The following is a 25,708-nucleotide window of genomic DNA, read 5'->3' on the forward strand; positions in this document are numbered from 1 at the left end:
AATAGCCCCCATCTCTGTTTCTTACTTTAAAAATAGCATATACAATTTAATCTATCCATTATATTGTAACAAGAAAATAACAGGAATAAAAAAAGCAACCCTTTTCGGGTTGCTTACGTCTGTTCCTTATATTCGCCGATGGACATATACTTGTCGAAACGGTCGTCGACCAGTTCATCAGATGATAGTTTGGACAGTTCGGACAAGTAGTCATGGAGCGTCTCATCCAGACTTTTAAATACGAATTCCTTGTCCTGATGTGCGCCGCCGTCCGGCTCTTTGATTACAGCGTCGGCGATGCCGAGTTCCTTAAGGTCGCCTGCTGTGATTTTCAATGATTCTGCTGCTATTTCTTTTAATGATGCATCTTTGAAAAGGATGCTCGCAGCACCTTCCGGTGATATGACGGAATAAGTCGCGTTCTCTAGCATTAAGAGACGGTTGCACACGCCGAGAGCAAGTGCCCCGCCGGAGCCGCCTTCCCCGATGACAATGCTGATAACAGGCACTTTAAGCCCTGCCATTTCCACCAGGTTGCGCGCGATGGATTCACTCTGCCCGCGCTCTTCGGCTGCTTTTCCGGGATATGCGCCTTTTGTATCTATAAAACAGATGATCGGCCGGTTGAATTTATCCGCCTGCTTCATCAGTCTTAACGCTTTTCTGTAGCCATCCGGATGTGCCATGCCGAAATTCCGTTTGATGTTCCCTTTCGTATCACGGCCGCGCTGATGGCCGATGACAGTGACAGGAATATCCTTATATGTGGCGATGCCGCCGACAATCGCATGATCATCGCTGTATACCCGGTCACCGTAAAACTCGATGAAATCATCAAATAATGTTTCGATGTATTCAAGTGTTGTCGGGCGATGGATATAACGGGCGATTTCAACTCTCTGCCACGGCGTCAGATTCGCATAGATCTCTTTCTTTTTATCTTCCAGTTTATTTTCAAGAAAACTGATTTCCTTGGCAAGGTCCAGTTTGTTTTTGGATGCATACTTTTCAAGCTCTTTAATTTTATCCTGTAACTCCTGCAATGGTTTTTCAAATTCAAAAGCCATTATTTCACCTCGCTGTGCATCATTAGAATTCGGCTTAAATAATCTCTCATATACCGTCTGTCGACGACTGCGTCCAGCTGCCCGTGCTTGAGCAGAAATTCAGCCGTCTGAAAATCATCCGGCAGTTTCTCTTTGATTGTTTCTTCAATTACTCTCCGGCCGGCAAAACCGATCAGGGCGCCTTTTTCAGCCAGGTTGATATCGCCGACGGAGGCAAAGCTTGCTGATACGCCCCCTGTCGTCGGATTGGTCATATATGCGATATATAGGAGTCCTGCGTTATTATGTTTTTCAACGGCAACGCTGACTTTGGCCATCTGCATGAGTGAGATGATGCCTTCCTGCATCCTGGCACCGCCGCTTGCCGTAAAGACAACGACCGGCATGCGCTTTTCTGTCGCATGATTGAATGCTCTGGCCAACTTCTCACCGACAGCAGAGCCCATGCTTCCCATACGGAATCTCGGATCCATAATTGCGATGACAACAGGAGAGCCGTCAATGGTCCCTTCATGAACGATGACCGCTTCATTCAATCCTGTCTTGTTTTTATCCTTTTCAATCTTAGACTCATAATTCGGAAAATCAAGCGGATTTACTGAAGTAATCCCTTCGAACAAAGCCGTGTCGGAATCCTCATCCAGAAGCGCCGCCATCCGTTCTGTACTTGTAATCATCAGATGATGGTCACAATTTGAACAGACATTCAGACGTTTATATAATTCTTTTGAATAAAGAATCTTTTTACAGTTCGGGCACTTCGTAATGATTGATTCATTCGATTCAAATACACCAGGTTCTTTTTTATCGTTCACTTTTTTATTCAACTTGAAAAATAAATCTTTTAACATAGTATAATTCCCCATTTTTTACCGCTTATTGTCCTGTATATTTCTTTAAAATCATATATATTTTTCTCATGACTTTATTATCATATGACATCACAGTACTTTTTTCATCCGTTTTCTTTTCAACATAGTCTTCCATCATTTTTTGAAACTCCAATAATTCCCGGCGCTGTTTATCCGACCGGACCAGATACTTGGCTATCAGTTCGAAGAGCTGATGGCTGTCTATGTCGGCAAGGTAGGTCCCCTCCCCCCTTTTCACATAGATGATGCCGAGAAATTCAAGTGCTCTTAACGCTTCCCGGACGCTCTGTCTGCTGACATTCAGATTTTCACTCAAGTATCTTTCACTCGGGAGTTTTTGTCCAACCTGCATCTGCTCTTTGTCGATGATCATATAGATCTCTTCAATGACAGACTCCAGTCCTTTTTTTTCAGTCATTTTCTACACCGTCTCAGTCAATTCCAGTGTTTTTTCATACACTGATTTTGAATCTATTTTTATTCTGCTGACACCTGAATCCATTGCAGCTTCTGCCACAGCCATTGCAACTTCAGGTGCGACATATTTATTGAATGGATCCGGGATGACATAATCACTGCTCAGCTCGTCCTCTTCGATGAGGTCCGCAATCGCTCGGACTGCAGCTTTCTTCATTTCTTCATTGATATGCGTGGCACGGACGTCCAGCGCACCTCTGAAAATACCCGGGAATGCGAGCACATTATTGATCTGGTTCGGGAAGTCACTTCTGCCCGTACCGACAACTTTCGCACCAGCCGAATGTGCAGCATCCGGCATGATTTCAGGGTTTGGGTTCGCCATGGCAAATATGATGGAATCATCCGCCATTGATTTGACCATATCCGCTGAGAGTGCATCCGCCACCGAAACACCGATGAAGACATCTGCACTTTTAATCACTTCTTTAAGCGGTCCCTGCTCATTATTTAAATTCGTATACTTGCTGATTTTTTCTTTAATCGGGTTCATGCCGTTTGGACGGCCTTCGTATATCGCACCTTTTGAATCACACATGATGAGGTCTTTGACGCCGAAACTGTTCAGCAGTTTGACTATGGCTACACCTGCGGCCCCTGCGCCGTTCAATACGACTTTTATTTTATTGAAGGAACGGCCGGTCAGTTTTAATGCATTGAGCAGTCCGCTGACGGTAACAATCGCCGTACCGTGCTGATCATCATGGAATACGGGTATGTCCGTTTCCTTTTGCAATCTCTCTTCAATTTCGAAGCATCGCGGCGCGGATATATCTTCCAAATTGATGCCACCAAAAACAGGTGTCATATGTTTTACTGTATTGACGATTTCATCCACATCATTAGTCTCCAATGCGATTGGAAAAGAATCCACACCTGCAAATGATTTTAACAGTACACTTTTACCTTCCATCACCGGCAGACTTGCTTTCGCACCGATATTGCCCAGCCCGAGTACAGCTGAACCGTCTGTTACGACGCCGACAGTATTCCCCTTGATGGTGTAATTGAATATAGTATTCGGATCTTCGTATATCTCTTTGCAGGGTTCAGCGACCCCGGGTGAATATGCCAGACTTAAATCCGTCTTATCTTTCAACTCGACTTTCGAGTTTACGCTTAGTTTGCCCTGGTTAATTTTGTGCATATGCAGTGCGTCATCTCTTAAAGACATTGAATCAACCTTTCTCCATGTGGTGGCCATACCACTGTAATATATCAAAATATTCATCGATACACAACAACTTAGGTCATAAATCTCAAATCACTTGGATTAATTTTTTCCTGCAGCTCCCTAAGCCGCTCAGTTTCTATATTGCCGAGACTCCCGCCGTCTTCGAATGAATAGATGACGATCCCTTTGTCACCGAGCAGATCACCAAAGTCATACCGGTCTTTATTTCTAATATAAATTTTTCTTATGCGCTGTAAATACTCTGCTTTAAACGTCTCCAGCTCGTCGACTTTCTCAATGATCAGCTGCGGCTGGCCTTTCCTTTCATCCAGCCTGCCCTTTACAACAAGCGCCTGCGAAGTCAGCTTCGGATGATCAGTGAAATATACATTGGGGAAGATGACCGCATCCATATCCACGACGCCGTCCGTTATTTTTGCGAAGGCCATGTTCTGACCCTTTTTCGTCTTGATGACTTTCAGTTCATCCAAAAAGACGAGGTATGTGCCGTAATTCCTCTGCTGGCTGAACATATTGAAAGGTATCGACTGATTTTCCCGCTGGATCAGCTTGACCGGATGACTTGATAAATAAAAACCGAGCGCAGTTTTTTCGCCCTCTATCTTTTCCATCTGCGTCATCTCTTCGACATACTGGTATTCTTTTTTCACATTGAAGCCGAGGGCGCTCAAAAAGGAATTATGCGAGAATTCTTCTGAATTGATGTCCCTTAAATTCGCAAGCGACTGAAGCATCGTTTTTCTGTTTTCTTCAAAGTCGTCGAGAGCACCTGAGAGAATGAGGTTGCTCAACACTTTCTGGGAAAGATTGCCGTCCACCCTCGTCTTCAGATCGTATATATCTTTGAAATCTCCGTCTTTTCTTGCTTCCATGATGGACTCTGCCACTTTATATGTGACGCCTTCAATCATGCTCAAACCGAGCACCACACCGTCATTGACGATATTGCCGCTTCTTGACACGTTGATATTCGGCGGATGGATTTTCACTTTCAACATTTTCATCTCTTCTAAAAGTTCGATGATTTTGGCGTGATTGCCGATATTCTGCATTAAAATGACCGCATAGAAAATGGCCGGATAACGTGTTTTGATGTAGGCCATGATATAGGCTATTTTCGAGTATGCCACCGCATGGCTTTTAGGAAATCCGTAGTCGGCGAACTTCAGTATCAGTTCGAAAATATGTTCCGCAAGGGAGGCTTGATAGCCTTTGTCTTTCGCACCGCCGAGGAACTTTTCCTTCTCTTTTAGCAGTGTTTCCCGGTCTTTCTTACTCATTGCACGTCTCAGTATATCCGCCTCAGCGTATGAGTATCCGGCAATCTGGCTTGCAATCAGCATGATCTGCTCCTGATAGACGATGACACCGTTCGTCTCCCTCAAAATCTCTTTAATATCATCATGCGGATAAGTCACTGTCTCAGGCTGGTGCTTGCCTCGGACGAAGTTCGGGATTTCCTTCATCGGTCCCGGCCTGTACAGTGCGAGCACTGCAGCAAGATCCATGAACTCGGTCGGATTCACTTCCCGCATCACATTCCGGATCCCTGTCGATTCCAGTTGGAAGACGCCGAGGCCGAGACCGTGGCTCAGCAATTTATACACTTTCGGATCCTCTTCCAGATTATGAATGTCGATGGTCTCCCCTTTATAGGCGATCATATTGACCATTCTTCTGATCAGCGAGAGATTCCTAAGGCCAAGGACATCAATTTTCAATAGCCCGACAGCTTCCACTTCAGTCATGGCCCACTGGCTGATCGTATGCCCTTCTGTAAACATGATCGGTACTTTTTCAGTCAGTTTGTCTGCGCTGACCAATACACCCGCTGCATGGGTGGACGGATGTCTCGGCAACCCTTCGATGGACAGGCAGATTTCCTTATATACTTTATACTTATCATCTGAAGCCTCGAGCTTTTTAAATGCCTGGCTGTTGAATGCCTCCGTCAGGCTGACGCTCTGCTCGGTCCCTATCATATTCGATATATATTTAAGTGTTTCATCACTGAATTTCAATACACGCCCCACGTCGCGTGCGGCCATCTTGGCACTGAGTGTCCCGTACGTAATGATATTCGACACATTCATCTGTCCGTATTTGTCATTTAAATAAGTGACCATCTTGTCCCTGTTCGTATCCTCGAAGTCGATATCGATATCCGGCATCGTCACCCGTGCCGGGTTAAGGAAACGTTCAAACAGAAGATTATATTTGAGCGGGTCCACTTCAGTAATATTTAACAGGTATGACACGAGGCTCGCACTTGATGACCCCCTGCCCGGCCCGACGTAGATGTCATTGTTTTTTGCATAGTTCACCGCATCACTGACAATCAGGAAATAGTCCGAATATCCCATTTTGGTAATGACATCGAATTCGTACTGCAGCCTGTCTTTATATTTTTCACTCCCGTCCGTTTTCTCTTTGAGCCTTTTATTCAGCTGCTGCCATAAAAATTCATCTGAATCATCATTTTCAGGGTGCGGAAAATGCGGCAGAGTCGTACTGACTTTCGGCATGGATACGTTACATTTTTCAACGATTTCTTTATTCACCTGTAAAAATGGTTCTATTTCATCAGTAACATCTTCTTTTTTCAGCACGTATTCATCACCTGAAATCGCAGTCAGGTCATGTGCTTCAAGCCTGTCATTGTCCCGTATCGCATTCAGCACTTTGAGCGCTTTCCTGTCTTCTTTTCTCATGTAGCGTGCACTGTGCATGAATGCTTTCTTATATGATGCTGCACCGAGCCCGCGGGATATGTATTTATCATCATCACTCACTTTTGTGAGCGCCCCGAGCAGTTCCGCCCCTTCATCCGTCACCGCAATGACTACGAGATCATTGGCGTTGTTCTGTAAAAACTCGAACGGTGTTCTTGTAATATCTTTATAGGACAGCATCGCAGATATCCTGATTAAAGACTGATATCCCTTATTATTTTTGGCAAGCAAAATTAAAGGGATACCGCTGAGTCCGTCATCGGCAAGCACTTCCATGCCGACAACGGGTTTAATATTATATTCCGGCGCTTTTTTCAGCAGCTGATATATGCCGTGCATATGATTCAGGTCCGTAATCGCCACCGCACTCTGATTATCATCTTTCAGGAGTTTTAAAAGAGGATCAATTTGTATATTGCTGGCTAAAAACTCATAACTCGAATGGACATTTAAATTGATCATTTACAGATGCCTCCCAATTAATTATTTTCGATTTTGTCTTCCAGGGCCTTCACCAGAGTTTCGATTTCATCTTTATTATCGAGTTTGATGCCTGAAGCGAGCGGATGGCCGCCGCCGCCGAACTGATGGGCGACATCATTGATGATGATCGACTTGGAACGCAGTCTGACCCTGATTTCATCCTCTTCCTCGATTGCCATGAACCATACTTTCACATCATCGATATCTCTGTATAAGTTGACTGAAAGACTCGCTTCATTGCCGGATACACCAAATTCCTTCAAATCTTCACGGCTGATGAAAGTGTACAGCACACCGCTCGGCCGCAGGTTGAAGTTGCTGATCAGGTGGCCTTTGAATCTGAATGATTCTATCGACGTCTTGTTCATCTCCTGAATCAGCGACGTCGGATCAAAATCATATTTTTTAAGTTCAGAGGCAACATGATGCGTCATGCCTGTCGTATTATTGAATAAAAATCTTCCCGTGTCCCCGACGATGCCCATATATAACTGCTTCGCCGCTTCATCGTTGATGAAATCATTGTCGTACCCCCACAGGTTCGCAATTAGAAAAAGCAGTTCAGATGTTGAAGACACACTTGTTTCAACAAGATTGATATCACCGAATGGATCGTGATCTGGATGGTGGTCGATTTTTATGATTTTGGCACCTTTCGGTATATCACCGTCAATTCTGTCATAGTTAGCCGTATCAACGACGATGTATAAAGCATCATCCCTGATTTCTGCGATATCCATCATCCCCAGAAATTCAAGGCTCGGCTCACTCTCCCCGAGCGCATTGACTGCTTTATTCGGAAAGATCTTTTGGATGATTGCTTTCAGGCCGAGCTGAGCGCCGTACGCATCAGGATCCGGTCTGACATGTCTGTAAATGATGATATGCTCATACTGGTTGATCAAGTTCAAAATATCTTTGTAATTCTCTTTTATGGACGTGTAATCTTTTATATAATTTGTGAACAAAGTGAATTCTCCCTTTAAAATGATTTACTAAGTAATTATAAAATATTATACTACATGAGGAATGGAGTTGTAACCGATGGAACTAGCGTATCAAATAATCGTTTCAGCACTTGTTACACTTTTGTTAGTCTCACTCTTCATGTTCATCCTGTATAAAATCAGGCAGTTCCGTACGAACCGTGAAGTCCGCACTGTTTACTACAACAGTATTTCAAGAATCTGGCTGGGTATGATGATGCTCAGTTTCGGATTCAATTCAATCATCCAGTTCGGTACGGCAGTTTCTTACATAGTGGGTATCCTATTTATCGTCATCGGTGCTTATAATATCTGGTATTTCAATAAAGCACGCAAAAAGTTCAAAGGAAACCTGCCGATTGAAGAAAAAGCCTGGGAAGAGTTTGAGAAAAACAAACGTAAAAACAAGTGAAAAGGACCAGCAGACTATATCTGCTGGTTTTTTTATTTGAAATATTGGACCATGATGCCGACTTTGTTATAGACGGCACCGTTAGTGATTGTTTTGACCTCGAGTTTAATATACTGACCGCCGAGATCGAGGATTTCGCCTTTCAGCTGAATGTGCTGGTTAATCTGCACGAGTTTCAAGTTTGTCATGTTCATGGAATCGATGTGGTAGTTCATGATGTCGTAGTCGTTCAAAAGTGTCATGAGCATCCGCTCGACAAGACGCATGAAGCCAGTCTGTGTGAGCGTGCCGAATTCATCCGTCATAAACGGCAGCACTTTCATATGGATGGAATCTTCTTTAATCGTAATTTCCCGGTCGATGATCTCTTCAGTAGACATGCCCGTCTGCAGCTTATGCGGCGTGATGTCCTTAAACACGTCTCTCCGGTGGACGACGCCGACAAACCGCTGGGATTCACCGACTACGGGCATGATGTTCAGCTGGTGCCATGTCATCAGCTGCCTGAGGCTCTGAATCGTCGTATTCGGCAGAACATGGATATCCTGATGCAAGTAATTTTTATAGTTATCCCTATTGATGGAGTGAATATCCTGCGATCTTAAAGTGCCAAGAAATCTGTCACCATCGACTAAAAAAGTGATTTTATCATTGGAGACGAAACGGGAGTAATCACCGTTCAGATCGATGGAATAATCGCTCTGCTTGATCATCAGATCATTCGCAGTAATGACCTCGCTGATCAGTGACAGACTGTACAGTTCCCGGTGAATGATGGACGCGATGCTGAAAGTATCGTGTTCTGTGGAAATTACCGGGACCCCGCTCGCTTCCGCCTTTTTCAAAATTTCCCTCGAAGCGCCGAAACCGCCGGTAATTAAAATACCGGCCCCATTATTGATTGCTCTCAGCTGGGCGTCCTCACGATTGCCGACAATGAGAAATGCACTGTCCTCCAGATACTTTTCGATTTCCTCGGTTCTCATCGCACCGATGATAAAGCGGCTGATTTCACGATTTAAGTACGATGCCCCCGTGAGCACCGTCCCCTGGATCACACGGTTCACCTGTTCAAAAGTCAGGTTGCCGACGATATGGTCCTCCCGTTTAATGATACGGATTGTACCGACACGTTCAATCGTCTTTACAAGCCCCTCTTTTTCCGCCTGTTTAATCGCCCGGTAACTCGTCCCTTCCGACACACCCAGGTAGCTCGACACCTGCCTCACCGAAATTTTCGTGCCTTCCGACAGACCTTTGATATATTCTATAATTATTTCCAATTTTGATTTTGCTTTACCCATTTCATCACCTTAAGACCATTATACTGAATTTAAGACCTTTTTTATAATAAAGACCCATAGAAAAAATGACCTGCAGTACTGCAGGTCATCAATAATACCATTCATTAAAATTTAACGGATTCCCCGGGTTTGAGCACCTGGCAGTCCGCGTTCACTTTTTCTTTGAATTTGCCGGTATCTGCTTTGATCGGCGGGAATGTATCATAGTGGACAGGCACAACGATACCCGGTTTGATGAGCGCGTTCGACGCATAGGATGCATCGTCTATACCCATTGTGAAATGGTCGCCGATTGGAACGAACAACAGGTCGATCGGCCCATTGACTTCACTGATCAGCTTCATGTCACCAAACAGCCCTGTATCACCGGCATGATAGATTGTCTTGCCGTCAACATTCAGAATGAGACCTGTTGGCATGCCTGTATACTGGATTGTGCCATCATCATGCGTAAAACTGGATGAATGGAATGCGTGGACCATTTTAACTGTACCCGCTTCGAAATCGACAGTGCCGCCGATGTTCATGCCTACCGCTTCCACACCGTTCTGGTCCATCAGGTCCGCAAGCTCAACAGGCGCAATGACTGTCGCATTATTATTTTTGGCGATCTCAATCGTATCTCCCACGTGGTCGTTATGACCATGCGTCAAAATAATATAATCGACTTTAACATCATCCACTTTTAAATCTGTGAGTTCATTCCCGTTGATGAACGGATCAATAATCGCTTTTTTACCGTTATTTTCAATAAAGACTATAGAATGACCATGAAAACTTATATTCATGAATTTTTCCCTCCAAAGAGATTGTTTTTAAACTCTTCCCTAAAGATGGGTTATTTAATCATTTTTCTTTATTATATACGGTGCTGAACAGCCAATCTTTAATCGATAAAAACCGGTCGTCAGTCAATTGGTCGGGGTATGTCATCAAAACCAGCGGCACACCTTTAATATCCGCATTGATCGTCGGCTGGACATAGCTGTACTCCGTCAAATGATAGCCGTTTCTCTTATAAAACCTGATGCGCTTCTTTTGGATATCATTTTCAGGCGGTTCGACTTCCAGTACAACCGGCTTGTCACTCAATTCATTATATTCATTCAAAAGTTTCGAACCGACACCATTTCCGCGAAAAGCTTCATTCACTACAAAGTGTTCGACAAAACGATATTCCGGACCTTCCCACTCTGCGACAAAACCGATGAGATCGTCCGCTTCTTTCAAACCATAAATAGTGTACTCTTCCAAATCCATGAGCTTTTTCTGATCAGCTTTTGTACGCCGTTCACTTGGCGGGAACGCCTCTTCCAATATTGAAAATATTTCTTCAAAGTCTTTTTCATATAACGCTTTCAGCATATAGAACTCTCCTTAAAACTTATTTCTAAATAAAAAAACGGACAGAACATGCGGTTAAGCAATATCTGTCCGCTTTCTCAATAACATCCCGGACAGAATTCTCTCTGTGTGTTCAGCTGTTCGGATTTAAACAAAGCCGTAACACATGATTACTCGATGAGCCCCATGCTCAGATATCTCTCGCCGGAGTCCGGTGCGATACATAAAATCCTCTTGCCTTTGCCAAGCTTCTCACCGACCATGATTGCAGCATGGACGGCAGCTGCAGCAGAAGGACCCACGAACAGACCTTCTTCTGTGCCCAGTCTTCTGAACATATTTACTGCATCGTCATCATCAATCTGGATGATTTCGTCGTAAACATCTTCATTCAAAATAATCGGGACAAAGCCCGGAGATGTACCCACCAGTTTATGCTTGCCCGGTTTTCCACCAGATAACACCGGCGAGCCGCTCGGCTCGACTACAGCGACATGGAGGCCGGGTAATTTTTCTTTCAACGTCTCGCCGGTGCCCGTAATTGTTCCGCCGGTGCCTGAAGTTGCGACAAACGCATCCAGGTCATTGTCCATCTGGTCTAAAATTTCAAGGGCCGTCGTCGTTCTGTGAATGTCAGGGTTCGCATAGTTCTCAAACTGCTGCGGAATGAATGCATTCGGAATCTCTTCTTTCAGTTCTTCCGCTTTTTTGATCGCCCCCGGCATCTTTTCATCGCTCGGTGTGAGGACAACTTCTGCACCGTATGCTTTTAACAGATTAATACGCTCTTCAGTCATATTATCAGGCAGTACAAATATTGCTTTGTAGCCTTTCGCTGCGGCATTCATCGCAAGTCCGATCCCCGTGTTGCCGCTTGTCGGCTCTATCAGAGTATCTCCCGGTTTGATGATGCCCTCTTCTTCAGCTTTTTTAATCATGTTATATGCTGCACGGTCTTTTACACTTCTGCTTGGATTGAAAAATTCCAGTTTCACAAAAATGTCCGCACAGTCTTCCGGCACAACATGGTTTAATTTCACTGCCGGTGTGTTACCAATTAATTCAGTCATATTATTATATCGTGTCATTTTTTATCACCTTTATATCAGAGTCAATAAAATTATATATGAAATCATTTTGCATATCAAATAAGTAGGAATTATAATCATCTTATTTCAACCGTGTATATGTTAATATATTCTCGAGGTGAATAAAATGAAAACACTGTTTCACAGTCATAATTTAAATACAGCGCATGCATCAGTAGTGATGACCCAGCATAATTTCAATGCGCCAAACCCGGTCCTCCCTGATATGCTGAGGGCTTTGAATCCGGATATTGAAGTCTTCACGAGTGTCGACCATCTCGAGGAAGAGGATGTTTTTATGCATAAGAACATCGTTTTTGAAACGATAAAACATTTTAAAAATGTCGACGGCTACATTACCGACAAGATTTTCACAGACGAACACCACCATATCGATTCGATGTTCGTCAACGAATTATCCAAACTGATCGGTGATAAGCATTTCATCATCGGCCCTTCATTTTCAAAAATACCATATTTCAGACAGAGCCAGATTTTGGATGAACTCATCGAATATGATGTATCCGGTGTGATGTTCGACATCAGGAATATCGATTTTAATAATTACAGTGAACTGCAGCCGCTGGCTAAATTAAAGATCCACGCCAAAAAGAGGATTGAAATCATCCCGGTTGTGTCTTCAGAAGAAAAACGGGATGAACTGACCAAGAGCATTCCATTCGATATGGTCTACATTCATCCTTAAAACTACAGATGGGTGGAATCACTTTGTTGGAACTATTTAAAAACCCCTCCCGCAATGTCATCATTGCGGTCTTTATGATTGGGACGTTTGCGGTCGGCATGACTGAATATGTCGTCACCGGACTGCTGACGCAATTTGCGATCGATCTGAATGTCGAAATCGCAACAACCGGCCTGCTGTTAAGTGTGTACGCACTCAGCGTTACGGTGTTCGGGCCGGTTATCCGTCTGCTGACATTAAAGTTTTCACCAAAATTGCTGCTGATTATTTTAACTTCAATCTTCATCATCAGTAATACTGTCGCTGCGACTGCCCCGAACTTCGAGGTTCTGCTGCTCTCAAGACTGTTGTCCGCGACGATGCATGCACCCTTTTTCGGCGTCATGATGAGTCTTGCGATGGCGATCTCCGAGCCGCACAAAAAGACCAGTGCAGTGGCACTGGTCAACGGCGGACTCGTCATTTCAGTAATGATTGGCGTACCGTTCGGTGCTTTTATCGGGGCAGCGTTAAGCTGGAGAACGGTATTCTGGATCATTGTGCTGCTCGGCATCATTACATTAATCGGTCTCATTTTGACGACGCCGAACTATAAGATCAAAGAGGCGCCGAAAATCATGGATGAGCTGACGGTTTTCAAAGATAAGAATGTACTGATGCTGATATTTACCATCATCTTCGGCTACTCCGGAGTCTTTACAGCCTATACTTTCCTTGAGCCGATGCTCCGTGATATTACAGGGATGGGCAATTTGGGTGTTGCGTTCAGCATGCTGATGTTCGGTACATTCGCAGTCATCGGAAACTTTTCATCCGGCAATATCCAGCCGTCGCGCCTCACTTTCATGGTCACCATGACGTTTTTATTTTTAGGAATTGTCCTTGTAATCTTTACATTCATGCTGGAAAACCAAATACTGGCATTTGTCGCTTCAGGGCTGTTCGGACTTGGCACATTCGGCATTTCGCCGATGCTGAATTCGAAAATAATCTTCGCGGCCATTACCGCACCCGCGCTTGCTGGCACACTCGCTGCGTCCGTCTTCAACCTGGCAAATTCAATCGGAGCCACACTCGGTTCTGCGCTGCTGTCAAACGGCCTGAATTATATGCAGATTACGATGATTGCCGGCGGGATGCTGTGCTTCGGCGTCATATGTATGGTCATTACGCACTTTATAGAGGATAAACAACGTTTCATGCCAAATGAATAAAAGAAAAACGAACGATCATCACTTCAGATGATCGTTCGTTTTGTGTTTACACTAAATCACTTACGTCTGTATACTCAAGATTTTGTGCTTCGGCCACTGCTTTGTATGTGACATGGCCGTCCAGCGTGTTGAAACCGCCAAGCAGCATCGGATTGTCTTCAGCAGCTTTTTTGTATCCTTTACTTGCGATCTGAACACCCAGGTTCATCGTTGCGTTTGTCAGTGCAATTGTTGACGTACGCGGCACTGCGCCCGGCATGTTTGCCACTGCGTAATGAACGACATCATGTTTTACATAAGTCGGGTCGTCGTGTGTCGTCACTTTGTCCGTCGTTTCAAAAATACCGCCCTGATCAATCGCGATATCGATGACTACAGAGCCCGGGCTCATTTCTTTGAGCATTTCTTCAGTGACAAGTTTCGGTGCTCTTGCACCCGGGATGAGTACCGCTCCGATGACAAGGTCACTTTCTTTAACCGCGTTGGAAATGTTGAGCGGTGATGACATCATCGTCTGGATGCCTGAACCGAATAAGTCGTCAAGCTCTCTCAGACGTTGTGGATTGAGATCAATTACATTGACTCTTGCACCAAGTCCGATTGCCATTTTAGCAGCGTTTGTACCGGCCATGCCGCCGCCGATGATCGTCACCGTTGCACGTTCCACCCCTGGGACACCTGCAAGCAGTATACCTTTACCGCCTTTCGTCTTCTGTAAGAATTCGCTTCCAATTTGTGTTGCCATTCTGCCTGCCACTTCACTCATCGGTGCGAGTAACGGTAATGAACCATTCGGTGCCTGAATTGTTTCATATGCGATTGACACGACTTTCTTTTCCAGTAAAGCCTGAGTCAATTCAACTTCCGGAGCCAGGTGAAGGAATGTATAAAGAATCATACCTTCTTTGAAAAAACCGTATTCTTCCTTCAAAGGTTCTTTAACCTTGACGATCATTTCTGCATCCCAGGCTTCTCCTGCAGAACCTGCTATTTCAGCTCCTGCATCTATGTAGTCCTGATCTTCGAAATAAGAAGCAGATCCCGCACCGGACTCAACTTTAACAGCATGCCCCGCAGTCACAAATGCATGCACCCCACCAGGTGTCAAACCTACTCTGCTTTCGTTATTCTTAATCTCTTTAGGTACGCCTATTATCAATCTAAAACATCTCCCTTCTGTAATTGAGTCAATTGTATCACGAGTTCTTAAATTCGTCATGATTTAGAATCAGAAATTATTGTCAATATTCACAATTCAAGTTATAATAATAAGTAAGGAAAAGAAATTTAATCAACGTATCATGAAAGGGGTTTCACATTATGATAGAATACAAAAATATTTTAATCGCAGTTGACGGGTCCAGAGAAGCAGAGTGGGCATTCCACAAAGCATTGGGAGCGGCCAAGCGTAATAATGCAAAACTCAGTATCATCAACATCATTGACACCCGCTCATTTGCATCAGTTGAAGCCTACGACCGTTCAATTTCAGATCGGGCGAATGAATTCGCCAAAAAGTTATTAGACGGTTATGAAGCGTTGGCTCTTGAAAAAGGGATCACTGAAGTGGATAAAATCATTGATTACGGTTCACCAAAAGCGATCATTCCTAAAAAAGCAGTTGAAAAAACAGGCGCCGACGTCATCATATGTGGTTCCTCCGGTCTGAACGCAGTAGAGCGTTTCATCGTTGGTTCAGTATCGGAAGCAATTGTAAGACATGCTCATATTGATGTATTAGTCGTCAGAACTGAAAACATTCCAGAAGACTTTGAAACGACTGTCGCTACAGAAGAACTTGTTTCTGAAAGCGAAGAGAACGTCGAGTAAAAACAAAAAAGCCCTAAGGGGCTTTTTTTAATGTCTTCTTTAACCTGTGGTTATTATTCTTCTTCACCCAGAAGTTTCAGCATGACCATATCGATAAATTCACCGTAAGACATGCTGTTGATTTCCTGAGTGTCCTCCACTACATAAATCTCATCGTCAGACGCCTTATCCACCGGTAAAATATAAGCAGTATCACGGACTTTCAGTTCAAATTCAACCATATTCTTTCTGAATAAAATTTCTATTTTTTTCTTTAATTCCCTCTACATTGATTACAGTATCGAGGCCATAATCCGTCGCCTGCAGATTCTTTTCACTTCGGTTCACGTTTAATTCTATACCTTTTGCTTCCAGGCTTTTCTTATAATCTTCAACTTCCGAAAGGATTCTATCAAGCACTTTACTGCATTCGGAATAATTCTGCTCGGCATCAGCACTGTCCACATCTATACTTTTCTCAAACATATTAACGATCTCTTCTCTATTCACATCCATACACCTCTCTTAAAATATTTTGAAAACGTTTTTCCAATAATATCAAGGCCCATGTTACATATTCTCGTAGATGACTGATCCTTAATTGTATACCCGCTCAATTTCGCCATAAACTAAAAAACGTCTGCCAAAACAAGTTTGACAGACGTGATAATTTTATTCCATCCCTGTAATTCTCATGACATCTCTTGCAATCATCAGCTCTTCGTTCGTCGGGATGATTATAATTTTAACCGGTGAATATGGGTGGTTGATGAATTTCTCCTGTCCTTTGACATCATTCATCGTTTCATCAAAATAAACACCCATAAACTCAAGGCCGTTAACAACTTTGGCTCTGACGACATCGGAGTTCTCTCCCACACCTGCTGTGAAGATGATCGCATCAAGTCCGCCCATTCTGGTTGCGTATGATCCCATATACTTATGGATTCTTTCTCCAAAAACATCCAGTGCAAGCTCTGCACGTGAATTCCCGTTTTTAGCCTCTTCTTCTATATCTCTTAAATCGCTGGAAAAACCACTGACTCCGAGCAGTCCGGATTCTTTATTCAGTACATTCAGCACTTCTGTTGCCGTTTTCCCGGTCTTCTCCATAATATAAGGGATCAATGCAGGGTCAAGGTTGCCTGAACGCGTGCCCATCGTCACACCGGCAAGCGGTGTAAACCCCATGGAAGTATCGATGGACTTGCCGCCCTTCACTGCTGCGATGCTTGCGCCATTCCCAAGGTGGCAGCTGATCAGTCTCAGCTCTTCAAGCGGCCTGCCGAGCATTTCACTCGCCCTGCCGGTCACATATTTATGGCTTGTACCATGGAAGCCGTATTTTCTGATGCCGTACTCTTTATAATAACTGTAAGGTAAACTGTATAGGTATGAACTTTCAGGCATCGACTGATGAAATGATGTGTCGAATACTGCAACGTGCGGAACATCCGGCAGCTGCTCTCTGAATGCTTTGATGCCCATCAGGTTTGCAGGGTTGTGTAATGGGGCAAGCTCACTCAGTTCATCAATTTTTTCCACAACTTCATCAGTGATCAATACTGAATCTTCAAATGTTTCACCGCCATGGACCACTCTGTGGCCGGACCCGATGATGTCATTAATATCATTAATCACTTCTAATCTCAGCAGTTCATCAAGCATGGCATTGACGGCATCTTCATGGTTATCAAAATCGCGCTCCTGGACTTTCTTTTCACCATCGACCGTTACTGAGAATATTCCATTCCTGAGTCCGATTCTTTCAACCAGACCTTTTGCAATCTCAACTTCTTCCGGCATTTCAAAAAGCTGAAATTTGAATGAGGAGCTCCCTGCATTCATCGCTATAATTTTCGTCACAATCCCACCTACTTTTTCTTACTAGTATAAGTTTCGTACCATGTGTTCGTTCTATCCAGGAACAATTTCATATGTTCTGCATTTTTGAAATCCGGCACATCACCGACCAGCACTTCAATATCTTCTATCGGTTTATACCCTTTTTTCAATACAATAATGGATTTGTGCATATTTTCTGTTTTGAATAAAGTGTTCGGTAAATTTAAAAACATCAGCAATGTCGCTTCTGTTGATATATACTCTTTGATTGTTTCATTATTTTCTTCAAGAATATTAGAAGGTACTACAAAGATACCGATGCCGTCATCCTCGACATGACCCATCGCCGCTTCCAGCATCAGCAGATGCGCAAAATTTTTGTCATCTTTGAAGGCCGTTGTAAAACCTTGAACCGGCAGAGGATAATAGCCGATCGGCAGATCACCGATTGCAATATCCGCTTTTGTGAGCTTTGCAGGCTCAATGATATTGTGTGGGTATATATCCATCGGCACTTTCAGAAAATCACACAATGCGACATTGAAGCGTGACAGTACAGGGTCCACTTCGACACCGTGAAAATCAACCTGATCCACATGTTCCTTGACCGTCATGGACAGATGACCTGTCCCGCTGCCGGCATCCAGCAGGTTGATATGATCTTTTTCTTTGAACAGACCGACCAGATGCGCTATCAGATATCCGATGGAATCCGGCGTCAGCTGGTGATTTGCCTGAACACTCTCTTCATTCAGCTGATACAGATAAGCAAATTGAACCGCTTTCCTCAAATCTGCATACTCATATTTACCGTCATCGATCTGAAGTGTCAGCAAAGCTTCCATCAATGCTTCAATTCTGGAAATCTCACTGTTGTCTTTCAGGACAGCTTCTGTTTCGTCTACAATCAACTGATAGATTTCTTCCAAATTACTCTTTGCCATTTTATCCCCACTCACATAAAAATACGGACTGCCCGAGGTCGAACAGTCCCTTTTCAAACATTATAATATATCTTATAAAGATTTTAAAGCGTCCACCGCTGCATCATAGTCCGGCGGATTCGTACCTTCGGAAACGTATTCGACATGAACGACTTTATCATTTTCATCAATGACGAACACACTTCTTGCCTGAAGTCTCAGCTCATCCATCACTGTACCGTAGTTTTTGCCGAATGACAGATCTTTGTGATCGCTGAGAGTAATTGCATTATCAATGCCTTCATTTGCACACCATTTTGCCTGTGCAAACGGTAAGTCGTTTGAAATGGTGATGACGACCGCGTTGTCCACCGAGCCGGCATCCTCGTTGAATTTTTTAGTCTGTGTGCTGCAAAGACCCGTATCCAGTGAAGGCACCACACTGATCAATTTTTTCTTCCCTTTATAATCGGAAAGGCTCACTTCTTCCAGACTGTTGTTTAATACCGTAAAATCAGGTGCAGTATCTCCTACTTTGACTTCGTTACCACTGACTGTGACCGGATTACCTTGAAACGTGACTTCTACCATTGTACAAATCATCCTCCTGATATTTAATTTCTTCATCTCTCATTATACGCTCTTTAATTTCATTTTTATACTGATAGTAACTATTCTTCACCACATACGTATCCGCAAAGTAATCATGCAGTCCGATACGGCGTTCGGTGAACAGCACCATCAGATAAGGCAGATACCATAAAAAGTTGTTGATATAGCGTCCTACAAGTTCACGGAATATCACCTGGGACCAAGACAGCTTTTCGGAATTCACGCTGACCACCGTAATGCCTGTAATCATCTTACCAAGCGTCGCCTGTGCGAAATACGTCATCAGTATAAAGTACAGGAAATAAAGTGCGCCTGAAGCGATGTTTGCGATGCTCAGCATCGGTGTCAGAAAATAGATATCCCCTATACCTATGAGCTGTACGAACGGATAAATGATAATCTGGCTCAGACCCCAAATGGCCAGGCCATCAATTATAAATGCCACTGCACGGCTCATGAAAGATGCGCTGGACATGTAATCCAATTTATCTTCCAGAGTACTTTTTGCCGGCTGGTATCTTACATTATTTTTTTGTGCACTTTCCATATTATCCCTCCTTATCTGTCATACAGGTACATAGGCTGGAGTCCCTGACGGTTGTTGATCAGCTGTTCAACACGCGCGATATCGTTTTGACCCGTTATCTCGCCGAAGATGCTCTCAACACCATAACTCAAGCTGATGTTCGCGAAATTATTAGAGTAGCCGTATTCAATTATTTGCGGATTGCCGCCGACTTCTTCTTTTAATGCTGCAGTGGCATCTTCAATATGCCCGATCTGATCGACAAGTCCGTTATCGACTGCATCCTCGCCAAGATAAATGCGTCCGTCTGCAACATTTCTCACTTCGTCTTCACTCATGCCGCGCCCGTCTGCAACCACTTGTACAAAGTCATCAAACATGGAATCCACCATGCCCTGAACATATCTTTCTTCCTCTTCACTCGGGTCTTTAGTCGAACTCAGCATTTCTTTCATATCACCACTGGTATAACTGTTGAACTCGATCCCGAGATCTTCAGCCAGCTGCTGGAAGTTTATTGCCTGCATGATGACACCGATGGAACCTGTCATCGTTTCTTCAGATGCGAAAATCTGGTCGGCAGGTGCGGACACATAATAACCGCCTGAAGCAGCCATACCGCCCATCGAGCTGTAAATGACCTTGCCGGCTTCCTTGGCCTGTACAAGATATTTATGTATTTCCGCTGATTCATATACACCGCCGCCCGGTGAATCTACATTTAAAAGTACACCTTTGATTGAATCATCTTCAATCACCTCTTTCAGTGACTCGATGATCAACTGATGATTATAGCCTTCAGGTGCAAAAACATTTTGCTGATTGCCTGTATCCACCATCGTGCCTTCAATATTGATCATTGCAATCTGACTGGTTGGATCGCCCTGCTCAACAATCTGGGACGGTGGGAAATCCCCGCCTGCAATCTGATCAAATGTCTCTTGGAAATCACTTGCCCATAAATTGGTGAAAATTGAAAAGAAAACCCCAAAAACCAATAGCGTGGCAGCAATGACTGCCGCTATGATACGCTTCATAAAAACACTCCCTAATATTTAATCCAATGCCAATTTTATGATAACATATAGATGATACAGTCAAATAGAATTAAGGGGCGGTACGCATGAATAAGTTTAAAAATGTCTATTTCTTTGACCCTTTTGGAAAAGAGACAGAAAGAATCAGAAAAGACCTGATAGAAGTATTTAATAACATCGGCATCACAACAGTGAAAACAAGCGAAGAAGCTGACCTGATCGCCTCAATCGGCGGTGACGGCACTTTCCTGCAGGCCGTCAGAAAAACCGGATTCAGAGATGATTGCGTATATATCGGCATCGCAATCGAGAAAGATGATTACATGTATGTCGACTTCGATTACAAAAACAGCCATCTGATTACAGAATCACTCACTTCCGACGAGACCGAGGTGCGCAATTATCCTGCGATTGAAGTGAAGATCAATGATGATCAGCCGAGCTTCTGTTTGAATGAGTTCACACTCCGTTCCAGCATCGTCAAAACAATCATGATGGATATTTATATTGATGACTTTTTATTTGAACAGTTCCATGGCGACGGTGTTTTAGTCTGTACACCGACCGGTTCAACAGGCTACAACAAATCTCTCGGCGGTGCGGTCGTGGACCCTCTGGTGAAAGCCATACAGGTTACGGAGCTTGCCAGTGTCAACAACAACAAATACCGTACACTCGGCACAAGTTTTCTGCTGAATAAAGACCGTCCGCTTACATTGATGATAGATAAGAAAAAAGATTATTATCCGATCATGTCTCTGGACAATGAAGCGCTCAGCCTGCAAAACACTGAGCAGGTCCAAATCCGTGTAGCTGACAGAATCATCAAGACACTGAGGCTGCCGAACAACACTTTCTGGCATAAAACACAAAGAAACTTCCTGTAATCAGGAAGTTTCTTTTTTACATTATAATAATTCTTCGAATTCCGTACCGGCTTCTTTCTCTGTATCCGGTGTATATGTTTCAATACCAGCCACTGCTTTCTCAATCAGTGGTTCAAAGTCGACCCGTTCTTCAAAATGCTTCACCTTTTCAAGTGACGGTTTCGTCTTCGGTGATTTCGGCTTGAATATTGTACAGCAATCTTCAAAAGGCAAGATTGATGTTCCATATGTGCCGAACTGTCTCGACATATTGACGATATCATTTTTCTCGAGTGTCAGCAGCGGTCTCAGCACCGGGAAGCTTGTCACTTCATTGATTGCATACATGCTCGTCAAAGTCTGGGAGGCCACCTGTCCCAGGTTTTCTCCGTTGACGATTGCTTCAGCACCAATTTTTCCTGACAGTTTTTCTGCGATTCTCAGCATTATCCTCCGAGTCGAAGTCATAGACAGATTATCTGGTATCCGGTCATATAAAGTCGTCTGCAGTGCCGTGAACGGGACAATGTGCAGTTTGATATCGTACCCTGTCCGTTCACTCATGATATCAACGAGCTTTTTAACTTTCTCCGTTGCCTGCGGACTCGTATACGGCGGAGAATGGAAATGAATCGCTTCGATTTCCACACCTTTCCTCATTATATCGAGGCCCGCCACAGGTGAATCGATACCGCCTGAAAGCATCAACAGCGCTTTGCCGCCTGTCCCCAGCGGCAGCCCGCCGAGACATTTCACAGTGTCATGATACATATAGATTGCATCCAGCCTCACTTCAGTTGTGATCTGGTGGTCGGGCTGTTTGACATTGACCGTCAGATGCTCCGTATTTTCTAATATATGTCCGCCGAGCAGATTTTGTATATCATGCGTCTTCAAGTGGAACTTTTTATCCGGTCGCTTCACTTCGATTTTAAATGTTTTATCTGCACCAAAATCATTCGCAAACAGCAGTGCCGTTTCCTGCATCGCTTCTTCCGTCTTACCTATTCTCACTACAGGTGAAACACTTAAAATGCCGCTGATGAGCTTCAAATTATCAATGACTTCATAGGCATCTTCGTCATTGATGACAATGTATGCCCGGTCACGATTCGTTTTTATATGCACATCCATACCGGCGAGTGCTCTGTTCATCCTTTTTCGAAGCGCGCTGACGAACATTTTTCTGTTTCTGCTCTTTAACGTCATCTCACCGTAGCGGACCAGTATGTGATCGTATTTCATATTAAAACATCTCCTATTTCTTCGTATACCTCTTTTAGTCCCTTTATGAGCATAGTAACATCTTTTTCCTCAGTATCTTTCGACATTGAAATCCGGATACTGCCATTGATGACGTCCACACTCTGCCCCATCGCCGTCAGTGTTTCATTCAATGTTGCAAGTTTTGATGCACATGCACTCGTGGTCGAAACCATAATATTTTTTTCTGACAATGCATTCACAACGACTTCGCCTTTGGCACCGACATACGACAAATTTAATATATGCGGTGTGTCACCGGGCTGGATAACGATTGAGCGGTAACCTTCCAGAGCATCCCTCACCGATTGATTGTATCCGTCTATTTTATTAAAGTTATCTTCTGTATGTTCATGGCTCAATCTCAATGCTTTTGCCATCGCAGCGATTGCGGGGAGATTGACGGTGCCGCTCCTTAAATTTCCTTCGTGGCCGCCTCCGAAAAATACGGGTGACATGGTTTTCAATTCTTTAATGATCAATGCACCGGCACCTTTTACGCCATGGAATTTATGGCCTGATATGCTGAGTGTGTCAACAGCTTCATAATTGAGCTTTACTTTGCCGACTGCCTGTGTTGCATCCACATGAAAGTGCGCCTTTGGGTATTCTTTCAAAATCTCCGCAATTTCTTCAACAGGCTCGAGGGCACCAACAATATTATTTACAGCCATGACAGTGACAAAAATCACATCATCATTCATAAGCGTCCTTAAATGATCCAGGTCGACTTTACCATGGTCAGTCGTTTTTATAAACTTCACGTTGAACCCTTCGGATTTGTAATGATCCACGACGTTAATCACACTCGGATGCTCAAGCTGGCTGACGAGAATCGTTCTGCCGAACTTCTTCTTTCTGTTGAGCGTGCTCTGAATTGCGATATTATTACTTTCTGTTGCACCTGAAGTGAACACACAGTGATGATGCTTCAGCCCGAATATATCCAAAACCTGCTTTCTTGAAGCTTCCAGCAGTTTTTCGCTGTCACGTCCCGCACGATGGATGCTTGCAGTGTTGAAATAATAGTTTTCATTCACCTTAATAAATGTCCTCAACGCTTCTGAATCCGGCTTTGTCGTTGCAGCATTATCAAAATAATGCATCAAATTTCTCCTTTCATGTAAAAGGACTTAGAATATTAATATTCTAAGTCACTTCATCTTGCTTATAGAACTACTTTTCATCGTATTCATTTTCAATTTTAACCGCTGCGCCGGGTTCCACTTTTTCAAGTGCTGATTTAATGATTTCCAGTGAACGCTTATATCTGCTTTCCTGGAACATCCTTTCGGCTTCACGTGCTTCTGCATCAAAGTCGTGATCATCTCTTCTGAATCTGTTGCCATACTGGATCATCACTTCTGTCAGTTCCGCATCACGGAGCAGTTCAAATGATTCCTGTTCGAACTTATTCAGTTCCACCATCGTCTGATTGACCTTATCTTTGATGTACTGGACATTTAAAGGTCTTTTACTGAAGTACTGTTCGATGTTCCTTAAATCAATATCAAGATCGTTTTTCAAAATGACAAATCTCTCAGGGACGTCAGGCAGATTGGAACCGACCAGCTTACGGTAAATGTTCTCTTTTTTATCCTGAATATAATATGCATTTTCCCGTGCTTCTTCAGCATCATCCCTGAGGTCGATCAGATGCCCCTGAATCTGTTCCTGTTCATCATTTATTTCAATGATTTGTTCTTTGATGTGAGAAATTCTGTTTTCCACTTCACTGTATCTCGCATTAGTCTTGGACATTTCAGTGACAATTTCATCATAGATGTCCACAAGACTTTCTATTTCATGCTCAAATTTTTGAATAGAATGAATATCAGTATCATTTATATAGTACTGGTCTTTCAAATAATGGATTTCAGTTCTGAGAGTATAGTTTGAATTTCTTGCATGGAACAATTCGTCTGTGACGAGCGGCTGGTCCTCATCCACTTTGATTTTCGCCTTCACTTCAAGTTCGATGAGTTCCAGAATATCATCCACATTATTGTTGATGTCATCCAGTATTTTACGCGCTTCGTCGAGATCAAGTCTTGAAATCAGCGGCTCCACCAGGTTCAACTTACCTTTTAATGTTGATAATTTGTTTTCCACCCTGACATGGTCCAGATCATAACCATCCGCTTTCAGATCACGGCAGCCGAATCGGATTTCCTGAAACTGCGCCGGCAGGTCCTTTTGGACTTCTCTGATCAGCACAGGGATATCGTCCATGTTTTCCTTCAATGTTACAAGATCGCTGTGCACTTCTTCTATGTGTTTGTTCGCACTGACATAGTTACCGGCATTTTTCATCAAGTCGTACTCGTTGATCTCCGGCTCAAAACTGTCAATAAGCTCTTCCAGCGGGCCTTCTGCCTCACCAAACTGATATGCACTTGCAAGTACATCCCTTTTTGCTTCCCGATGAATCTTTTCAGCATCCGCCCGGGCAATCATGGCCTTTTCATTTGCCTCTAACAAATCATTAATCTCTCCGCTCAGCTGCTCATACTTGGTTTCAACTGAATCCATAGTATTGTCAGCCTGCTTCACTTTCTCATTACTGTCACTGAACTTGAACTTTGTTAAATCCAATTTTGCGTCTTCAAGCAATGATTTCGACTCATCCACCGATTCATTGTAGGAAGACTGCCATTCTTTTTGCCACCCGGAATAAAGTTCTTTTGCCTCACCATGTAAATTCAAATCTTTGACTTTAAATAACTCATCCTGAAAAGGAAGTGCTTTAACTTCTTCCAGCCGATGAGATTTATTATTTAAATCCTCTAATTTTGTGTTTCTGATATAAAATACAATAGCCACCGCTATCGCTATCAAAACTATTATTCCGATAAGAATATAGACCCACATACACTTACCTCCTAAACATATAGTTAATTATAGCCTAAAAGCTTGAAACAAAAAACAGATAATTATATAATTTATA

The 25,708-nt window shown here is 43.5% G+C and carries 26 protein-coding genes; 5 read left to right on the top strand and 21 right to left on the bottom strand.

Going from position 1 to position 25,708, the window contains the following annotated elements:
* Positions 1–113: 113 nt before the first annotated feature.
* From BO48_RS02670 to BO48_RS02695, 6 genes are all read right to left on the bottom strand, one after another.
* The gene (locus BO48_RS02670) at positions 114–1,067 is read right to left on the bottom strand and encodes an acetyl-CoA carboxylase carboxyltransferase subunit alpha (RefSeq protein ID WP_496365892.1); all 954 of its coding nucleotides are present in this window, start codon (positions 1,065–1,067) and stop codon (positions 114–116) included.
* A complete protein-coding gene (gene accD, locus BO48_RS02675; protein ID WP_496365893.1) occupies positions 1,067–1,918 on the bottom strand; it encodes an acetyl-CoA carboxylase, carboxyltransferase subunit beta in 852 nt (283 codons plus the stop codon). Before accD ends, BO48_RS02670 begins: the two co-directional genes overlap by 1 nt.
* 25 nt (positions 1,919–1,943) lie before the next feature.
* Positions 1,944–2,357: a FadR/GntR family transcriptional regulator gene (locus BO48_RS02680; protein ID WP_496365894.1), complete on the bottom strand. Its 414-nt coding sequence runs from the start codon at positions 2,355–2,357 to the stop codon at positions 1,944–1,946.
* Positions 2,358–2,360: 3 nt separating this feature from the next.
* On the bottom strand, positions 2,361–3,590 hold the full coding sequence (gene ystJ, locus BO48_RS02685) for an NADP-dependent malic enzyme (RefSeq protein ID WP_496365895.1): 1,230 nt from the start codon (positions 3,588–3,590) through the stop codon (positions 2,361–2,363).
* Between the two features lie 71 nt (positions 3,591–3,661).
* Entirely contained in the window at positions 3,662–6,805 is a 3,144-nt protein-coding gene (locus tag BO48_RS02690; RefSeq protein WP_496365896.1) for a DNA polymerase III subunit alpha, read from the bottom strand.
* A gap of 17 nt (positions 6,806–6,822) precedes the next feature.
* Positions 6,823–7,794, bottom strand: coding sequence for a DHH family phosphoesterase (locus BO48_RS02695; RefSeq protein WP_496365897.1), 972 nt, complete (start codon positions 7,792–7,794; stop codon positions 6,823–6,825).
* A gap of 76 nt (positions 7,795–7,870) precedes the next feature.
* Between BO48_RS02695 and BO48_RS02700 the strand changes: the two genes are divergently transcribed.
* Complete coding sequence (locus tag BO48_RS02700; protein ID WP_496365898.1) at positions 7,871–8,224, top strand: YtpI family protein; 354 nt, start codon at positions 7,871–7,873, stop codon at positions 8,222–8,224.
* A 32-nt stretch (positions 8,225–8,256) separates the two neighbouring features.
* Here BO48_RS02700 and BO48_RS02705 read toward each other — a convergent pair whose 3' ends face one another.
* The 4 genes from BO48_RS02705 to cysK form a co-directional block, all read right to left on the bottom strand.
* Positions 8,257–9,528 (bottom strand): DRTGG domain-containing protein, encoded by a 1,272-nt coding sequence (locus BO48_RS02705; protein ID WP_496365899.1) that lies wholly within the window; start codon positions 9,526–9,528, stop codon positions 8,257–8,259.
* A gap of 104 nt (positions 9,529–9,632) precedes the next feature.
* On the bottom strand, positions 9,633–10,316 hold the full coding sequence (locus BO48_RS02710; RefSeq protein ID WP_496365900.1) for a metal-dependent hydrolase: 684 nt from the start codon (positions 10,314–10,316) through the stop codon (positions 9,633–9,635).
* Positions 10,317–10,374: 58 nt separating this feature from the next.
* Positions 10,375–10,893, bottom strand: coding sequence for a GNAT family N-acetyltransferase (locus BO48_RS02715; RefSeq protein WP_496365901.1), 519 nt, complete (start codon positions 10,891–10,893; stop codon positions 10,375–10,377).
* A gap of 149 nt (positions 10,894–11,042) precedes the next feature.
* Positions 11,043–11,960, bottom strand: coding sequence for a cysteine synthase A (gene cysK / locus BO48_RS02720; RefSeq protein WP_496365902.1), 918 nt, complete (start codon positions 11,958–11,960; stop codon positions 11,043–11,045).
* Positions 11,961–12,087: 127 nt separating this feature from the next.
* Here cysK and BO48_RS02725 point away from each other — a divergent pair, with 127 nt between their 5' ends.
* Entirely contained in the window at positions 12,088–12,666 is a 579-nt protein-coding gene (locus tag BO48_RS02725; protein WP_496365903.1) for a hypothetical protein, read from the top strand.
* A gap of 74 nt (positions 12,667–12,740) precedes the next feature.
* Positions 12,741–13,880 carry an MFS transporter gene (locus BO48_RS02730; RefSeq protein ID WP_496366145.1) on the top strand — a complete coding sequence of 380 codons (1,140 nt, stop codon included), beginning with the start codon at positions 12,741–12,743 and terminating at the stop codon, positions 13,878–13,880.
* A 46-nt stretch (positions 13,881–13,926) separates the two neighbouring features.
* Here the strand turns inward: BO48_RS02730 and ald are convergent, their stop codons facing one another.
* A complete protein-coding gene (gene ald, locus BO48_RS02735) occupies positions 13,927–15,039 on the bottom strand; it encodes an alanine dehydrogenase (RefSeq protein ID WP_496365904.1) in 1,113 nt (370 codons plus the stop codon).
* Between the two features lie 161 nt (positions 15,040–15,200).
* Between ald and BO48_RS02740 the strand changes: the two genes are divergently transcribed.
* Positions 15,201–15,710 (top strand): universal stress protein, encoded by a 510-nt coding sequence (locus BO48_RS02740; RefSeq protein WP_496365905.1) that lies wholly within the window; start codon positions 15,201–15,203, stop codon positions 15,708–15,710.
* Positions 15,711–15,763: 53 nt separating this feature from the next.
* Here the strand turns inward: BO48_RS02740 and BO48_RS02745 are convergent, their stop codons facing one another.
* The 7 genes from BO48_RS02745 to sppA all read right to left on the bottom strand — a co-directional run bounded on the left by BO48_RS02745 (position 15,764) and on the right by sppA (position 20,632).
* Positions 15,764–15,931, bottom strand: coding sequence for a hypothetical protein (locus BO48_RS02745; RefSeq protein WP_176754071.1), 168 nt, complete (start codon positions 15,929–15,931; stop codon positions 15,764–15,766).
* A complete protein-coding gene (locus BO48_RS02750) occupies positions 15,924–16,199 on the bottom strand; it encodes a hypothetical protein (protein ID WP_496365906.1) in 276 nt (91 codons plus the stop codon). The genes BO48_RS02745 and BO48_RS02750 overlap by 8 nt, the downstream gene beginning before the upstream one ends.
* 162 nt (positions 16,200–16,361) lie before the next feature.
* Positions 16,362–17,555, bottom strand: a complete 1,194-nt coding sequence (locus BO48_RS02755; protein WP_496365907.1) for an acetate kinase — start codon at positions 17,553–17,555, stop codon at positions 16,362–16,364.
* An 8-nt stretch (positions 17,556–17,563) separates the two neighbouring features.
* A complete protein-coding gene (locus BO48_RS02760; RefSeq protein WP_496365908.1) occupies positions 17,564–18,478 on the bottom strand; it encodes a class I SAM-dependent methyltransferase in 915 nt (304 codons plus the stop codon).
* 72 nt (positions 18,479–18,550) lie between these two features.
* Positions 18,551–19,048 (bottom strand): thiol peroxidase, encoded by a 498-nt coding sequence (tpx, locus tag BO48_RS02765; protein WP_092985636.1) that lies wholly within the window; start codon positions 19,046–19,048, stop codon positions 18,551–18,553.
* Entirely contained in the window at positions 19,023–19,616 is a 594-nt protein-coding gene (locus BO48_RS02770; RefSeq protein WP_496365909.1) for an RDD family protein, read from the bottom strand. Before BO48_RS02770 ends, tpx begins: the two co-directional genes overlap by 26 nt.
* Positions 19,617–19,627: 11 nt before the next feature.
* Positions 19,628–20,632 (bottom strand): signal peptide peptidase SppA, encoded by a 1,005-nt coding sequence (gene sppA / locus BO48_RS02775; protein ID WP_496365910.1) that lies wholly within the window; start codon positions 20,630–20,632, stop codon positions 19,628–19,630.
* A gap of 86 nt (positions 20,633–20,718) precedes the next feature.
* Here sppA and BO48_RS02780 point away from each other — a divergent pair, with 86 nt between their 5' ends.
* Positions 20,719–21,519: an NAD kinase gene (locus BO48_RS02780; RefSeq protein WP_496365912.1), complete on the top strand. Its 801-nt coding sequence runs from the start codon at positions 20,719–20,721 to the stop codon at positions 21,517–21,519.
* A gap of 21 nt (positions 21,520–21,540) precedes the next feature.
* On the opposite strand, the gene thiI is transcribed toward BO48_RS02780, so the two are convergent.
* The 3 genes from thiI to BO48_RS02795 all read right to left on the bottom strand — a co-directional run bounded on the left by thiI (position 21,541) and on the right by BO48_RS02795 (position 25,632).
* Complete coding sequence (thiI, locus tag BO48_RS02785) at positions 21,541–22,743, bottom strand: tRNA uracil 4-sulfurtransferase ThiI (protein WP_496365913.1); 1,203 nt, start codon at positions 22,741–22,743, stop codon at positions 21,541–21,543.
* Positions 22,740–23,867 carry a cysteine desulfurase family protein gene (locus BO48_RS02790; RefSeq protein ID WP_496365914.1) on the bottom strand — a complete coding sequence of 376 codons (1,128 nt, stop codon included), beginning with the start codon at positions 23,865–23,867 and terminating at the stop codon, positions 22,740–22,742. Before BO48_RS02790 ends, thiI begins: the two co-directional genes overlap by 4 nt.
* A 70-nt stretch (positions 23,868–23,937) precedes the next feature.
* Positions 23,938–25,632 carry a septation ring formation regulator EzrA gene (locus BO48_RS02795; protein WP_496365915.1) on the bottom strand — a complete coding sequence of 565 codons (1,695 nt, stop codon included), beginning with the start codon at positions 25,630–25,632 and terminating at the stop codon, positions 23,938–23,940.
* Positions 25,633–25,708: the final 76 nt, after the last annotated feature.

The organism is Lacicoccus kunmingensis DSM 17847 (genome assembly GCF_059568765.1).